The organism is Kitasatospora gansuensis (genome assembly GCF_014203705.1).
Taxonomy (GTDB): domain Bacteria; phylum Actinomycetota; class Actinomycetes; order Streptomycetales; family Streptomycetaceae; genus Kitasatospora; species Kitasatospora gansuensis.
Genome location: NZ_JACHJR010000001.1, coordinates 5,871,166 through 5,885,914, shown reverse-complemented (window position 1 = coordinate 5,885,914; position 14,749 = coordinate 5,871,166). Strand labels below are relative to the sequence as shown.

Annotated in this window: 14 protein-coding genes; 8 read left to right on the top strand and 6 right to left on the bottom strand. The window is 73.7% G+C overall.

All coding sequences use genetic code 11. The features are described from left to right. Positions 1-14 precede the first annotated feature (14 nt). The 3 genes from F4556_RS26645 to F4556_RS26635 form a co-directional block, all read right to left on the bottom strand. Positions 15-1,073, bottom strand: a complete 1,059-nt coding sequence (locus F4556_RS26645; protein WP_313068658.1) for a prenyltransferase — start codon at positions 1,071-1,073, stop codon at positions 15-17. Then, positions 1,070-1,804, bottom strand: a complete 735-nt coding sequence (locus tag F4556_RS26640) for a class I SAM-dependent methyltransferase (RefSeq protein WP_184920358.1) — start codon at positions 1,802-1,804, stop codon at positions 1,070-1,072. Before F4556_RS26640 ends, F4556_RS26645 begins: the two co-directional genes overlap by 4 nt. Before the next feature lie 84 nt (positions 1,805-1,888). Next, the gene (locus F4556_RS26635) at positions 1,889-3,208 is read right to left on the bottom strand and encodes a glycosyltransferase family 4 protein (RefSeq protein WP_184920356.1); all 1,320 of its coding nucleotides are present in this window, start codon (positions 3,206-3,208) and stop codon (positions 1,889-1,891) included. A 334-nt stretch (positions 3,209-3,542) separates the two neighbouring features. Between F4556_RS26635 and F4556_RS26630 the strand changes: the two genes are divergently transcribed. Continuing rightward, positions 3,543-4,133: a TetR family transcriptional regulator gene (locus F4556_RS26630; protein ID WP_184920354.1), complete on the top strand. Its 591-nt coding sequence runs from the start codon at positions 3,543-3,545 to the stop codon at positions 4,131-4,133. 30 nt (positions 4,134-4,163) lie between these two features. Here F4556_RS26630 and F4556_RS26625 read toward each other — a convergent pair whose 3' ends face one another. After that, positions 4,164-4,910, bottom strand: a complete 747-nt coding sequence (locus F4556_RS26625; RefSeq protein WP_184920352.1) for an SGNH/GDSL hydrolase family protein — start codon at positions 4,908-4,910, stop codon at positions 4,164-4,166. Positions 4,911-5,154: 244 nt separating this feature from the next. On the opposite strand from F4556_RS26625, the gene F4556_RS26620 reads away from it, so the two are divergent. From F4556_RS26620 to F4556_RS26605, 5 genes are read left to right on the top strand one after another with little or no spacing between them, the layout of a single operon-like run. Continuing rightward, the gene (locus F4556_RS26620) at positions 5,155-6,510 is read left to right on the top strand and encodes an SCO2321 family membrane protein (RefSeq protein WP_184920350.1); all 1,356 of its coding nucleotides are present in this window, start codon (positions 5,155-5,157) and stop codon (positions 6,508-6,510) included. Beyond that, the gene (locus F4556_RS37625; RefSeq protein WP_313068657.1) at positions 6,507-7,151 is read left to right on the top strand and encodes an SCO2322 family protein; all 645 of its coding nucleotides are present in this window, start codon (positions 6,507-6,509) and stop codon (positions 7,149-7,151) included. Before F4556_RS26620 ends, F4556_RS37625 begins: the two co-directional genes overlap by 4 nt. Positions 7,152-7,161: 10 nt before the next feature. Further along, entirely contained in the window at positions 7,162-8,298 is a 1,137-nt protein-coding gene (locus tag F4556_RS38500) for an energy-coupling factor transporter transmembrane component T (RefSeq protein WP_376775748.1), read from the top strand. Beyond that, positions 8,295-9,902: an ABC transporter ATP-binding protein gene (locus tag F4556_RS26610; protein WP_184920346.1), complete on the top strand. Its 1,608-nt coding sequence runs from the start codon at positions 8,295-8,297 to the stop codon at positions 9,900-9,902. Before F4556_RS38500 ends, F4556_RS26610 begins: the two co-directional genes overlap by 4 nt. Then, positions 9,899-10,762, top strand: coding sequence for an ECF transporter S component (locus F4556_RS26605; protein WP_313068656.1), 864 nt, complete (start codon positions 9,899-9,901; stop codon positions 10,760-10,762). The genes F4556_RS26610 and F4556_RS26605 overlap by 4 nt, the downstream gene beginning before the upstream one ends. A gap of 35 nt (positions 10,763-10,797) precedes the next feature. Here F4556_RS26605 and F4556_RS26600 read toward each other — a convergent pair whose 3' ends face one another. After that, positions 10,798-11,133 (bottom strand): antibiotic biosynthesis monooxygenase family protein, encoded by a 336-nt coding sequence (locus F4556_RS26600; RefSeq protein ID WP_184920344.1) that lies wholly within the window; start codon positions 11,131-11,133, stop codon positions 10,798-10,800. A gap of 199 nt (positions 11,134-11,332) precedes the next feature. Between F4556_RS26600 and F4556_RS26595 the strand changes: the two genes are divergently transcribed. Then, positions 11,333-12,187 (top strand): GNAT family N-acetyltransferase, encoded by an 855-nt coding sequence (locus tag F4556_RS26595; protein WP_184920342.1) that lies wholly within the window; start codon positions 11,333-11,335, stop codon positions 12,185-12,187. A gap of 53 nt (positions 12,188-12,240) precedes the next feature. Beyond that, positions 12,241-12,672: a helix-turn-helix domain-containing protein gene (locus F4556_RS26590; protein ID WP_184920340.1), complete on the top strand. Its 432-nt coding sequence runs from the start codon at positions 12,241-12,243 to the stop codon at positions 12,670-12,672. Positions 12,673-12,684: 12 nt separating this feature from the next. Here the strand turns inward: F4556_RS26590 and F4556_RS26585 are convergent, their stop codons facing one another. Next, entirely contained in the window at positions 12,685-14,736 is a 2,052-nt protein-coding gene (locus F4556_RS26585; RefSeq protein WP_184920338.1) for an MFS transporter, read from the bottom strand. Between the last annotated feature and the right edge of the window lie 13 nt (positions 14,737-14,749).

Below are 14,749 nucleotides of genomic sequence, written 5' to 3'. Positions count from 1 at the left end.
TCTCGCTTGTCGACTCAGCAGCAGTCGCTGACGACCAGTCCGGCCGGCAGCTGCTCCCCGCCGAACACCGCCACCGTCGCGTGGTCGCCGCCCAGCGCCGCCACCGCGAGCAGCAGCGCCCCGGCCGTCCAGGTGGTGCGCTCCTCCGGCCAGATCGCGTCGTCCTCGAAGACGTACCCGGTCCAGTACGAGCCGTCCTGGTGCCGCAGGTGCTGGATCCAGCGCAGGATCTCCACCGCGCGGTCGGACTGGCCCACCGCCCAGAGCGCGAGCGCCAGTTCGGCGCTCTCCCCGCCGGTCACCCAGGGCCGGTCGCTGACGCAGCGCACGCCGAGGCCGGGCACCACGAAGCGCTCCCAGTCCCGTTCGATCCGGGCCACCGCCTCGGGGCCGCGCAGCGCGGTGCCGAGCACGGGGTAGTACCAGTCCATCGAGTAGCGGTCCTTGTCGAGGAACCGCTCCGGGTGGTGGGTGATCGCGTGCCGGAGCCGGCCGGCCGCCAACTCCCAGTCCGGCTGCGGCTCTTCGAGGTAGTCCGCGATGGCGAGCCCGCACCGCAGGGCGTGCAGGATGCTGGACGAGCCGGTCAGCAGCGCCTCCTGCGGCGCGCTGCCGTCCTCGTCCTGCCGCCAGGCGATCGGGCCGCCCGGCAGCCGCAGCCCGACCGTGAAGTCCAGCGCCCGGCGGACCGTCGGCCAGATCCAGTCCAGGAAGGCGTCATCGCCCGAGGAGAGGTGGTGGTGCCAGACGCCGACCGCCAGGTACGCGCAGAAGTTGGTCTCCTTGGCGCGGTTGGTCACCTCGCCGTCCACGTACGCCGCGTACCAGGAGCCGTCGGGGTTCTGACTGCCCGCCAGCCAGCGGTACGCCGCCTCGGCGGCCGCGTGCTCGCCCGCCGTGTCCAGGGCCATCGCGGCCTCGGTGTGGTCCCACGGATCGAGGTGGCCGCCGCCGAACCACGGGATGGCGCCGTCGGGCTGCTGGTCGGCCAGGATCGAGCGCACCGTGTCGGCGGCCTGACGGGCGTTCAGCACGCCGTCCAGCAGCAGCGCCTCCGGGATGGCGGCCGTCACGAGCCCGCCCGCCGGGGCTTGCTGGCGTACACCACGAAGCTCTTGCCGAGCACCGGGTTGAGCGCCTTCTCGGCGGCCTTGGTGATCCTGCTGATCACCGGGGTGCCGACGATGTCCCAGACCAGCAGCTGGTGGTAGGCCCGGACCGGCAGCGCCTTGTCGTTGTTGACGCCGACCGCGCACTTGATCCACCAGTACGGCGAGTGCAGCGCGTGCGCGTGGTGCTCGGCGTACGGCTCCAGGCCGGACTCGCGGACCTTCTCGACCAGCTCGTCGCCCTTGTAGATCCGGATGTGGCCGCCCTCGACCTCGTGGTACTCGTCGGAGAGCGCCCAGCAGATCTTCTCCGGCAGGTAGCGCGGCACGGTGACGGCCAGCAGGCCGCCCGGCTTGAGCACCCGGACCATCTCGGCCAGCACGCCCTTGTCGTCCGGGATGTGCTCCATCACCTCGGAGATGATGATCTTGTCGAAGGTGTCGTCGTCGAACGGCAGGTTGAGCGCGTCGCCCTCCATCGCCACCGCCGAGGCACCGGCCGGGGCCTCCCCGGCCAGCTCCATGGCGGCGAACCACTTGCGGACCTCGGCGATCTCCTCGCCGTTCTGGTCCAGGGCGACCACGTTCGCGCCGCGCCGGTATGCCTCGAAGGCGTGCCGGCCCCCGCCACAGCCCAGGTCGAGCACCCGGTCGCCGGGGGCGAGCGGGAAGCGGGAGAAATCGACGGTCAGCACTGCGGGGCTCCCATTCGTTTGGTACTCGGCGAAAAAACGTTTGATCAGCCGTCAGGCGGGGCTGCTCGTCGGGCCGGGCGGCGGTCAGGCGACGTAGCGCCAGCCCGCGCCGGCCCTGGCCCGCTGTCCGGCCCCGGTGGCGATCGCCGCCCGGTAGCGGTCGGCGGTGAGTTCGGCGGCCCGCTGCCAGGTGAACCGGGCGAGCACCCGCTGCCGCCCGGCCGCGCCGAGCTCGGCCCGCAGCTCGGGGTCGTCCAGCAGTCGGCCGAGCGCGGTGGCCAGCGCACCGGCGTCGCCGGGCGGCACCGCCAGGCAGGTCTCGCCGTCCGGCCCCGCCACCTCGGGGATCGCGCCGCCGGTGGTGGCGACCAGCGGGGTGCCGGTGGCCATCGCCTCGGCGGCGGGCAGCGAGAAGCCCTCGTACAGCGAGGGCACGCAGGCCACCTCGGCCGAGCGGTACAGGTCGACCAGCTCCTGATCGGTCAGCCCGGTGCGGAACTCGATCCAGCGCTCCAGACCGAACCGGCGGACCGCCTCGGCCACCGGCCCCTCGCCGCGCTGCGGCTTGCCGACCACCACCAGGTGCGCGTCCCGCTCGGTGCGCAGCTTGGCCAGCGCCTCGACCAGGTGGACCAGGCCCTTGAGCGGCACGTCCGCGCTGGAGGTGGTGACGATCCGGCCGGGCACCTGGGCGATCTCCGCAGACGGTGACCAGAGCCGGGTGTCGGCTCCGATCGGGACCACGGCGATGCGGCGGGCCGGGGTGCCGAGCTGCTCGGCGATCTCGGCCTTCGAGCTCTCCGAGACGGTGATCACGTGCTCGAGCCGGGCGGCCACCCGGCGCTGCATCCGGGTGAAGGCGTACCAGCGGCGCTTGCCGAGGCGCTCCAACCGGGTGGCGGCGGCGTCGATCTCCAGCCGGCGGTCCACGGTGATCGGGTGGTGCACGGTGGTGACCAGCGGGAAGCCGTGCCTGGCCAGCCCCAGCAGGCCGTAGCCGAGGGTCTGGTTGTCGTGCACCACGTCGTAGCGGCCCTTGTGCGCGGCCAGGTACTTCCGGGCCCGGAGCGAGAAGGTGAGCGGCTCGGGGAAGCCGCCGGTGCGCATCCCGGCCACCTCCAGCACGTCCACCAGGCCGCGGTACTCGGCGAGCGCCGGGGTGCGGAACGGGTCGTCGGCGCGGTACAGGTCCAGGCTGGGCAGCTCCACCAGCCGGACGCTGCCGGGCCCCTCGACCGGGTCGAGCACCGGGAAGGGCTGGGCGCCGACCACGTCCACGTGGTGCCCGAGCCTGGCCAGCTCGCGGGACAGGTGCCGGACGTAGACGCCCTGGCCGCCGCAGTACGGGTCGCCCCGGTAGGACAGCAGGGCGATCCGCAGCGGTCGCGGCGGCAGCGCGGTCATCCGGGGCTCCTGTCCCCTACCACCCGGCCTGCGCGGCGGCGGGAAAGTAGATCACGTTTCATGATGGTGGAGCTCGTCATTGGGCAGTTCGAACAATGAGAGACCTTGACGATACCGGCCCGCACCCGGGGGCGGCAGATCGCCCCCGAGGAATGCTACTGACGAGTACGTCAGTACCGGAGGCATCCATTCTGACCCGTCCGGGAAGCCCGCTCACCCGGCGTTCACTGTGACATAACTCTCGGACCGCCCGTCCGCTGACATATCCTCACCTCCCACCCCGTGGTTGAATCACCTCGATCCGGTCACCCACGCGCGCGCTCTGGGAGCCCCCTTGACCACCACCGCCGCCCTCGGAACCGGGCTCACCCCCCGGCAGGCCGACCGCCGCCGCCGGATCCTGCGGGCCGCCACCACGCTGGCCGCCCGGGGCGGGTACGAGGCGGTCCAGATGCGCGAGGTGGCGGAGACCGCCGAGGTCGCACTCGGCACCCTCTACCGCTACTTCCCGTCCAAGGTGCACCTGCTGGTGGCGGTGATGCAGGAGCAGCTCCAGCACCTGCACGAGCAGGTCCGCCGCCACCCGCCGACCGGCGACGACCCGGCCGGGCGGGTGGCCGAGACCCTGACCCAGGCCTTCCACGCGCTCCAGCGCGAACCCCGGCTCGCCGAGGCGATGGTCCGCGCGCTCTCCTTCGCCGACCGCTCGGTCGGCGCCGAGGTGGACGCCGTCTCGGCCGTCACCTCGGCCATCGTGCTGGACGCCGCCCAACTCGGCCCCACCCCCTCCCCCGGCCAGCAGGCCGCCCTGCGGGTGATCGGCCACACCTGGCACGCCACCCTGCTCGCCTGGCTCTCCGGCCGCGCCTCCCTCGCCGAGGTCCGCGGCGACCTGCACACCGCGGCCCGGCTCCTCGTCCTCTGACGCTCCGTCCGCCGCTCGGACCGCCCGGTCTCAGTCGATCGAGGCCTTCGCCGCCTGCGAGATCTCCGCGACGTCCGGGAACGGACGGGCGTACCTGGCACCCACCCCGAAGCGGTCCGCCAGCGCGTCGGCGAAGGCCGCCGCGATCCGGAACTCCCCCGCCGGGTTCGGGTGCGTCCCGTCCCAGGTGTGCGCGGCGGCGACGAACTCGGCGTCGGTCCTGGCCGTCAGCACCGGGGCGTCGGCCCGGTCCAGGTCCTTCGCCACCGTCTCGATCCGCCCGTTGCAGGCCGCCACCCGGGCCGCGAACTCCCGGTCCTCCGCCGCCTTCACGGTCGGCAGGATCCGCCCGAGCACGATCCGCAGCCCCGGCTCGGCCCGCCGCGCGTTCGCCACGAACTCCCGCAGGTTGGCCTCGAACTCCGGCGGCTCGACCCCGTACCAGAACAGGTCGTTGATCCCGAGCAGCACCAGCAGGTACTCCGGCCGGTGCTCGGCCACCTTGGCCTCGATCTCCTCCTTCTCCGTCACGTACGGCCGCCCCCACTGGGCGTCGTGGTCGGTGTCGAAGCCCGGGTCCGCGTACGTGTCGTCGTCGTCCCCGACCTCGGCGGTGCGGATGTTGTCCAGGGTGTTCTTCGGTCCCACCAGGTCCACGGCGACCCGGTGCGCCTCCAGGTGCTTCCAGAACCGGTAGCGCCAGGTCCAGTCGCCGCTGCTGCCGTGGCTGATGGAGTCGCCGACGATCATGATCAGGAGGGGTTCGGTGCTCGTCATGCCCCCATGCTCGGCACCCGGGCCGAAGCACCGCGCGTGTTGCTCCGGCACCCGGGTGACGCCGGGTCAGCGCGCCGGCCTGCTGTCGTGACCCCGCAAACCTGATACCCGTTCCAGTTTCCGGGCGCACTGCCGTCCCCACCGTGTCCGATCGGGGGCGGTCCGGTCGGCCGGTTAGAGTCTTGGACGCAGGATCAGGACCATCGGGCCGCTGCTCCGCTCATCGAAAGGCACGTCGACCCTCATGCTCACCACCGCCCGCACGGGCGCCGCCGCGCTGGCCGCCGCCGCCCTGCTGATCGGCGCCGCCGCCCCCGCCCTCGCGGACACCCCGTCCCCCGCCGCCGCCCCGCCCGCGCTCTACGGGAAGGGCGACCCGACGTACGACGGCGTCTGGCGGCAGTCGCTGGCGCTCACCGCGCTGGGCGCCGCCAAGGTCGTCCCGTCCGACGCGGCCGTGGTCTGGCTGACCGGCCAGCAGTGCGCGGACGGCGGCTGGGCCCCGTTCCGGTCCGACCCCTCGATCGCCTGTGACCCCAAGGCCGAGGACAGCAACGCCGGCGCGCTGGCGATCCAGGCGCTCAAGCTGCTCGGCGGGCACCAGGACGCGGTGACCCGGGGCACCGACTGGCTGAAGACCGTTCAGAACGCGGACGGCAGCTGGCCCGTCAACCCCGGCACCCCGGGCGACGCCAACTCCACCGGACTGGCCGTCAACGCGCTGGTCGCCACCGGCATCGACCCGGCCTCGGTCGTCAAGAACGGCAAGAACGCCTACGACGGCCTGGCGCTGTACCAGCTCGGCTGCGCCGCGCCCGCCGAGCAGCGCGGCGCCTTCGCCTACCAGCCGGCCCCGGACGGCGCGCTCAAGGCCAACGACCTGGCCGGCGCCCAGGCCCTGCTGGCCGCGGCGGGCGGCAAGCTGCCGGTCACCAACACCAACCGGGTGGACACCGCGCCCAAGCCGCTGGACTGCGCCACCGCCGCGGCCACCGTGCCGCACGCGAACTCCGCCGAGGCGGCCGGTGCCTACCTGGTCGCCCAACTGGGCGCCAACGGGCAGCACCTGATGCAGAGCATGCCCGGCGCCACCCCCACCCCCGACTACGCCGCGACCGCCTGGACCGTGCTCGGCCTGGTCCAGTCCGGGCACCCGAACCAGGCCGCCCCGGCCGCCGACTGGCTGGCCGGCAACGGCTACGACTGGGCCGCCAAGGGCAAGTCCGGCACCGACGCCTCGGCCGCCGCGCTGATGCTGCTGACCGCGCAGGCCGCCCAGCTCGACCCGTACAACTTCGGCGGCACCAACGTGGTGCAGCTGCTGATGGACGCGGGCCCGGCGCCCAAGTCCGTCCCGGCGGCCGCCACCGCGGCCGACCCCGAGGGCACCAGGGCGCCCGGCTCCGGCGTCACCGAGGCCGACGACAACAGCGGCTTCTCCCCGGTCTGGCTGGTCGGCATCGGCCTGCTGATCGGCATCGGCGGCGGTCTGCTGCTCAGCCTCCAGCGCAAGCGCGGCGCCCACGCCACCGACGGCCCGACCGCCGCCCCGAAGAAGGCCGCCGGTCCCACCAAGTCCGAGGGCGACGAGCAGAAGTGACCTCCCCTCACGCCCGGGCGGCGGTGACGGCCCCGGCCGTCGCCGCCGTCCTGGCGCTGCTGCTGCCGTTCCTGCTCGCCACGCCCGCGCACGCCACCGGCTACCGCTACTGGTCGTTCTGGAAGTGGTCCGGCAGCGCCTGGGCGTACCAGCAACAGGGCCCCGCGGTGTACGTCCCGCCGGACGGCGCGGTGGACGGCTGGCGGTTCGCGGTCAGCCCCGACGGCGGGAAGGACGCCGCCCGGCCCACCGCCGCCGGCGACTTCGCCACGGTCTGCGCCGCCACCCCGGCCCAGGCCGGCAAGAAGCGGATCGCCGTCGTACTGGACTTCGGCACCGCCGCCGACGCCCCGGGCGGCGAGACCCCGCCGCCGGCCCGGACCGCCTGCGCGGCGGTCCCGACCGCCGCGAGCTCGGCCGAGGTGCTGGCGGCGGTCGCCCCGCCGCTGCGCTACGACTCGGCCGGCATCCTGTGCGCCATCGTCGGCTACCCCCGTACCGGCTGTGGCGACACCGTCGGCAACTCCACCGAGCAGAAGGAGAGTTCGGGCCCGTCGGTGGGCCTGCTGGCGGGCGGCGCGCTGGTCGCCGTGCTCGCCGCCGGCGCGGTCTGGCAGGCCCGGCGCCGCCGCGACTCCTGAGGTGTCACCCGTGCCCACGCCCAGCCGCACCCGGCGGCCCCGCCCCGTCCGCTCGACCCGCTCCGCGATCGGCCCGCGCCACCTGCACCCCGGCGCGTGGTGGCTGTGGGCGATCGGGCTGGGCGCGGCGGCCTCCCGCACCACCAACCCGCTGCTGCTCCTGCTGATCGTGGCGGTCTCCGGCTACGTGGTCGCGGCGCGGCGCAGCACCGAACCCTGGGCCCGCTCCTACACCGCCTTCGTCAAGCTGGCGCTGGCGGTGCTCGGCATCCGGCTGCTCTTCACGGTCTTCCTCGGCTCCGGCGTCGGCGGCACCCACGTGCTCTTCACGCTGCCCCAACTCCCGCTGCCGGACTGGGCGCAGGGGGTACGGATCGGCGGCGCCGTCACCCTGGAGGGGCTGCTCTACTCGCTCTACCAGAGCCTGCGGCTGGCCACCCTGCTGATCTGCGTCGGCGCCGCCAACGCGCTGGCCAACCCGGCCCGGCTGCTGCGCGCCCTGCCCGGCGCGCTGTACGAGGCCGGGGTGGCCGCCGTGGTGGCGCTCACCTTCACCCCCAACCTGGTCGCGGACGTCCAGCGGATCAGGTCCGCCCGCCGTCTGCGCGGCCGCTCCGACAAGGGCCTGCGCTCGCTGCTCAGCGTCGGTCTGCCGGTACTGGAGTCGGCCCTCGAACGGTCCGTCAGCCTGGCCGCCACCATGGACAGCCGGGGCTTCGGCCGCGCCGCCGACGTCCCGCGCCGGGTCACCCGGTCGATCGGCGCGCTCACCCTGGCCGGCCTGCTCGCGGTCTGCGTGGCCTGCTACGGCCTGCTCACCGAGGGCACCGCGCACTGGGCGCTGCCGGTGCTGCTGGCCGGTCTGGCCGCGCTCGGCGCCGGGCTGCTGCTCGGCGGCCGACGCTCGGTCAGGACCCGCTACCGGCCTGACCCGTGGGCCTGGCGGGAGTGGCTGGTGGCGGGCTCCGGCCTGGCCGTCGCGGCCCTGCTGATCTGGCTCTCCGGCCGCGACCCCGCCGCCTTCAACCCGCCGGCCGTACCGCCCACCGTGCCCGAACTCCCGCTGCTGCCCGCGCTGGCCGTGCTGATCGGCCTGCTGCCCGCCTTCGTCGCCCCTGCCCCGCCCCGCCCCGGAGCCCCCAAGTGATCCACTTCGAACAGGTCTCGGTCCAGTACCACGACGCCGCCGCGCCCGTGCTCGGCGGCCTCGACCTGACCGTCCCCGAGGGGGAACTCTGCCTGGTGGTCGGCCCGTCCGGGGTCGGCAAGTCCACCCTGCTGGGCACGGTCAACGGCCTGGTGCCGCACTTCACCGGCGGCGTGCTGCACGGCCGGGTCACCGTCGACGGCCGGGACACCCGCGAGCACCGCCCGCGCGAACTCGCCGACCTGGTCGGCATGGTGGGCCAGGACCCGGTGGCACACTTCGTCACCGACAACGTCGAGGACGAACTCGCCTACGGCATGGAGTCGTTGGGCATCACCCCGGAGGTGATGCGGCGCCGGGTCGAGGACACCCTCGACCTGCTCGGCCTGGCCGAGCTGCGCGACCGGGCGCTCTCCACCCTCTCCGGCGGCCAGCAACAGCGGGTCGCCATCGGCTCGGTGCTGACCAGCCACCCCAAGGTGCTGGTGCTGGACGAGCCCACCTCCGCGCTCGACCCCGGCGCCGCCGAGGAGGTGCTCGCGGTGCTGCAACGGCTGGTGCACGACCTGGGCACCACCGTACTGATGACCGAGCACCGGCTGGAGCGGGTGGTCCAGTACGCCGACCAGGTACTGCTGCTCACCCCGGACGGGCCGGCCAGGTTCGGCGACCCCGCCGAACTGATGGCGGTCTCCCCGGTCTACCCGCCGGTGGTCGGGCTCGGCCGGGCGGCCGGCTGGTCGCCGCTGCCGCTGTCGGTCCGGGACGCCCGCCGCCGGGCCGCCCCGCTGCGGGCCGCGCTGGACGGCCGGACCCCGCCCGTCGTCCCCCCGGTCACCACCGAACCGGTCGCCACGGTCGGGCGCCTGACCCTGCGGCGCGGCCCGAACCCGGTGCTGCGCGGGGTCGAACTCGCCCTGCACCCAGGCGAGATCACCGCCTTGATGGGCCGCAACGGCGCGGGCAAGTCCACCCTGCTCGGCGCCCTGGCCGGCCTGTACAAACCGGACTCCGGCACGGTCGACGCGGCCGGGCTGACCCCGCACCGGTCGAAGCCGAAGGAGCTGATCCGCCGGGTCGGCCTGGTCCCGCAGGAGCCGCGCGACCTGCTGTACGCCGAGACGGTGACCGCCGAGTGCGCGGGCGCGGACCACGACTCCGGTGCGGCGCCCGGCAGTTGCCGCGCACTGGTGGCCCGGCTGCTGCCCGGCATCGACGACGCGCTGCACCCGCGCGACCTCTCCGAGGGCCAACGCCTCACCCTCGCCCTGTCCGTGGTGCTCACCGCCCGCCCTGATCTGATCCTGCTGGACGAGCCGACCCGCGGCCTGGACTACGCCGCCAAGGCCCGGCTGGTCACCGTACTGCGCGAACTGGCCGCCGACGGCCACGCCGTCCTGCTGGCCACCCACGACGTCGAGCTGGCCGCCGAACTCGCCCACCGCACCGTGATCCTGGCCGAGGGCGAGATCGTCGCGGACGGTCCGAGCGCCGAAGTGGTGGTCTCCTCCCCGGTGTTCGCCCCGCAGGTGGCCAAGGTGCTCGCGCCACTGCCGTGGCTGACGGTCTCCCAGGTCGCCGCCGCGCTGGGGGACCCGGCGTGAAGGGACCCGGCGTGAAGGGACCCGGCGTGAAGGCGCTCACGCGGCCGGTGCCGCTCGGCCTGCGCTCGATCGTCCTCCTCCTGCTGATCACCGCGATCGGCGCGGTCGCCTTCGGCTGGCCACTGCTCGCCGACCCGTCCTCGGCACTGGCCGGGCACTCCACCGACGCGCCCTGGCTGTTCGCGCTGCTGATGCCGCTGCTGCTCGGTGTGGTCATCGCCCAGATCTCCGAAGGGCGTTCGGACGGCGGCGCCGGTCTGGACGCCAAGTCGGTGGCGCTGCTCGGCGTACTGGCGGCCGCCGGGGCGGCGCTGCGCCCGCTCGGCGCGGGGACGGCCGGGCTGGAGCCGATGTTCTTCCTGATGGTGCTGGCCGGGCGAGTGCTCGGCCCGGGCTTCGGCTTCGTGCTCGGCTCGGTCACCATGTTCGCCTCCGCCCTGCTGACCGGCGGGATCGGGCCCTGGCTGCCGTTCCAGATGCTCAGCATGGGCTGGGTCTGCCTCGGCGCCGGTCTGCTGCCCGGCCCGGCCCGGCTGCGCGGCCGGGGCGAGCTCCTGCTGCTGGCGGGCTACGGCGCCCTCGCCTCGGTCGCGTACGGCACCGTGATGAACCTTCAGTTCTGGCCCTACCTCGGCGTCGGCCTGCCCCCGGGGCTCTCCTTCGACGCCGGCGCCGACCTCGGCACCAACCTGGGCCACTTCCTGGCCTACTGCCTGGCCACCTCGCTCGGCTGGGACCTCCCCCGGGCCGTACTGACCGCCGTGCTCTGCCTCACCGTCGGCGGCCCGATCCTGCGCGCCCTGCGCCGCTCGGTCCGCCGCGCGGCCTTCGACGCCCCGGTCACCTTCAAGGACGCCTGACCCCCACGGCAGGGGGTCAGGCGTCCCCGCCGGGCTCAGCCCTGCTTCGGGCCGGTCGACTGCACCACCTCGAAGGACCACAGCGTCGACCCGGAGGCGGCCGGCTTCGGCTGTCCGCCCTCGGCGCTCGGCGGCCCCTGACGGTGCGCGGCCTGCATCGGCCCCTCCATCCAGGCCTTGAAGTGCTCCTCGCTGGCCCACCGGGTGTAGACGAGGTACTGGTCCGTCCCCTCCACCGGCCGGAGCAGCTCGAACCACTCGAACCCGTCCGACCCCTCCACCGCCCCGGCCCGGGAGGCGAACCGCTGCTCCAGGGTCTCCCGCATCTCGGTGGGCACCGTCAACACGTTGATCTTCACGACACTGGCCATCTGACACCTCGTACGTTCCACGGCCGCCCCGGCTGGCGGCCTGAGCCTGATCAGGTGTCAGCAGTCTCCTACATCGGCCGGCCCGGACGGCTCATCGCCCCGGGGGCCCGGAGTCGGCCACCATGACGGGGCCGCCCGTCGGCGGGCGCCCGGGAAAAATGCCGCGTCCCCCCTCCCGGCCCCCGCCTAGGCTGAGCGGATGAGCGCGATAACGGTGGTGACCGACCGGAGCGAGTGGCGGGACGGCTTCGAGCAGCGGGTGCTGGCCGCGTACCGGGCGGCAGGGTGCTCGGAGCCGCTGGCCCTGGCGCTGCTGGAGCGGGCGCTGAAGGGGATCGAGGACTGGACGGTGGCCACCGACGGCACCGGGTGGATCGCGGTCGGGGTGAGCGAGGAGAAGGGCACGACCGTCGGCCGGATCCACGACCTGACGGTGCCGCAGGGACGGGCGTGGGCCGAGCGCTGGTGCGCCGAGCAGGGCGCACGGCGGGTGGAGGTCCGGCGCACCGGCGGCCCGGGGCCGTTCGCCGACTACGCCGTCCTGGGCCAGAACCGGATCCGCACGGCGGCCGAGCGGCCCGAGCTGCCGCCGGAGCTGACGGTCCGCCGGCTGACCGAGCAGGAGTACCCCGCCTGGTACGCCAGCGAGGAGGCCGAGTACATCGCCGACATCGTCCGGGCCGGTGCGCTCACCCCGGAGCAGGCCAAACTGAAGTCCGACCAGGACATGGCCCGCTACCTCCCGGAGGGCTTCCTGACCCCGGGTCACGCCTTCTACGCGATGGAGGCCGGCGGCGAGCTGATCGGCACCGGCTGGGTCAACCACGGCTTCCTGCCGGGCGTCACCTTCGGCTTCTCCCTGCTGGTGCACGAGGAGCACCGCGGCAAGGGCTACGGCCGGGCCGCGATGACCGTCGGCGAGTGGGCCACCCGGCAGGGCGGCGACGAGGCGATGATGTTCAACGTCTTCGGCGGCAACGAGGTCGCGATGAACCTGTACGACAGCACCGGCTTCGCCGTCCTGGACGAGTTCCGCTTCCTCGAGCTCCCTTAGACCGACCGGATCGGTACGATGCCCCGCAGGCACGACAGCCGGGGGAGGCGACAGTGACGGCGGACGAGTCGGCAACGGCCACCGGCCTGGCGGGCCGGATCGAGCGGCTCTTCCGGACGGTCCGCCGGCCCGACCGGGAGCCGTACAGCAACGAGGAGGTCGCCCGGGCCTGCCGGGAGGCGACCGGCGAGAGCTTCTCGACCACCTACCTCTGGCAGCTGCGCACCGGGCGGCGGGACAACCCGACCAAGCGTCACCTCGAAGCCCTGGCCCGGTTCTTCCAGGTCCCGCCCGCCTACTTCTTCGAGGACGGGCAGAGCGAGCGGATCGCCGAGGAGCTGGTGCTGCTCGGGGCGCTCCGGGACGCCGGGGTCCGGGACGTCGCGCTGCGCGCCGTGACCCTCTCCCCCGAAGGGCTCGGCACGATCAGCGACATGATCGAGGCCATCGCCCGCCGCGAGGCCGGGCCCCGGCGCACCGAATGACGGCCGCGGACGTCAGTACGTCCGTCCCTCACCGCGCTGGGGCTGTTCGGGGCCGGTCCGGTCGGGGCGGTCGCCGCCCAGCTGCGAGCTGAGGCGGGTGAGCAGGTCGGCCAGTTCGCCGAACTGCTCCTCGTCGTAGTCGCCCAGCAGCTGGGCGAGTTGGGCCCGCCGGGCGGCGACCAGTCGGACGGCCACCTCGGCGCCCGGTTCGGTGAGGCGCAGCGGCAGGCCGTTGCGGACCGCCAGCCCCCGGCCCTCCACCTCCCGGACGGCCGCCTCGATCACCGCGATCGGGACGATCCGGTGCTCGGCCAGTTCGGCGGGCTCGACGCTGCCGTGCCGTTGCATCTGCAGGATCAGCCAGCTGGAGGCGGGCAGCAGGTCGAGCCCGGCCTCGGCGGTGATCCGGCGGAACAGGTCGCGGCGGGCGTCCCGGGAGCCGAGCACCGCGAGCGCGCGGGCGATCTCGTCCAGCGAGGAGCGCTCCACCGGGTTGAGGCCGATCGACTCACTGAGGTCGGGGGCGGTGACGGTGGAGCGGAGCTTCTGCTCGCGCAGGAAGAGCGAGAGCACGAAGGCGATCACCACGATCGGCACCGCGTACAGGAACACCTGGGTGATCGACTCCGCGTACGCGTGGTAGATCCCGGCCTGGGCGGACGGCGGCAGAGTACTGATCGAGCGGGGGTCCTGGGCGATGCTGTCGGGCCGGAAGCCGGCCGGGAGGTCGGCCCCCACCAGATCCTCGGCGAGCCGGCGGTTGAGGCCGCTCGCGAAGATGGTGCCGAAGATCGAGACGCCGAAGGAGGCGCCGATCGAACGGAAGAAGGTGGCCCCGGCGGTGGCCACGCCGAGGTCCTGGTACCCGACCGAGTTCTGCACGATCAGCACCAGCACCTGCATCACCAGCCCCAGCCCGAGCCCGAAGACCAGGAAGTAGAGGCTCATCTCGGTGGTGGAGCTGTGCTCGGTCAGCCGGGAGAGCAGCAGCAGGCCGACGGCGGTGACGGCGGTGCCCGCGATCGGGAAGACCCGGTAGTGGCCGGTCCTGGCGACGATCTGGCCGGAGCCGATCGAGGTGAACAGCATGCCGAGCACCATCGGCAGCATGTGGATGCCGGACATGGTCGGCGAGACCTGCATGACCACCTGGAGGAAGGTCGGCAGGTAGGTCAGCGCGCCGAACATCGCGAAGCCGACCACGAAGGAGATCACCGCGACCAGGCTGAAGGTCCTGGAGCCAAACAGCTTGAGCGGCAGCACCGGTTCGGCCGCCCTGCGCTCCACCGCGATGAACCAGCCCAGCAGCAGGACGCCCAGCACCCCGAGCCCGATGACCTGCCAGGAGCCCCACGGCCAGGTCACCCCGCCGAGCGAGGTCATCAGCACCAGACAGGTGGCCACCGAGGCGATCAGCAGGGTGCCCAGGTAGTCGATGGTGTGCTCGCGCTTGACCTCGCTGCCGTGCAGCACCGCCGCGATCACCGCCAGCGCGACGGCCCCGATCGGCAGGTTGACGTAGAACACCCAGCGCCAGCTCAGGTTGTCCACGAAGACGCCGCCGAGCAGCGGCCCGAGCACGCTGGTGACCCCGAAGACGGCGCCGAACAGCCCCTGGTACTTGCCCCGCTCCCGGGGCGCCACCAGGTCGCCGACGATCGCCTGCGAGAGCACCATCAGGCCGCCGCCGCCGAGGCCCTGGAGGGCCCGGAAGGCGATCAACTCCCCCATGTTCTGCGAGAGTCCGCAGAGCGCGGAGCCGACCAGGAAGATCACGATGGAGGTCTGGAACAGCCGCTTGCGGCCGTACATGTCGCCCAGCTTGCCCCAGAGCGGGGTGGCCGCCGTGGAGGCCAGCATGTACGCGGTGACCACCCAGGACAGGTGCTCCATGCCGCCGAGGTCGCTCACGATGGTGGGCAGCGCGGTGGAGACGATGGTCTGGTCGAGCGCGGCCAGCAGCATCGCCAGCAGCAGGGCGCCGATCGGGACCCAGAGCTTGTGGACCGTCACTTCCGGAGGCTGCTGCTCCTGGACGTCCTCCGGCGCGGCGGCCTCCGCCATTCCTGCTCCTCGG

Excerpts from the sequence above, each read along its gene's own strand:
- F4556_RS26635 (WP_184920356.1), bottom strand. The coding sequence starts at position 3,208 with ATGACCGCGCTGCCGCCGCGACCGCTGCGGATCGCCCTGCTGTCCTAC.
- F4556_RS26625 (WP_184920352.1), bottom strand. The coding sequence starts at position 4,910 with ATGACGAGCACCGAACCCCTCCTGATCATGATCGTCGGCGACTCCATC.
- F4556_RS26620 (WP_184920350.1), top strand. The coding sequence starts at position 5,155 with ATGCTCACCACCGCCCGCACGGGCGCCGCCGCGCTGGCCGCCGCCGCC.
- F4556_RS26600 (WP_184920344.1), bottom strand. The coding sequence starts at position 11,133 with ATGGCCAGTGTCGTGAAGATCAACGTGTTGACGGTGCCCACCGAGATG.
- F4556_RS26595 (WP_184920342.1), top strand. The coding sequence starts at position 11,333 with ATGAGCGCGATAACGGTGGTGACCGACCGGAGCGAGTGGCGGGACGGC.
- F4556_RS26585 (WP_184920338.1), bottom strand. The coding sequence starts at position 14,736 with ATGGCGGAGGCCGCCGCGCCGGAGGACGTCCAGGAGCAGCAGCCTCCG.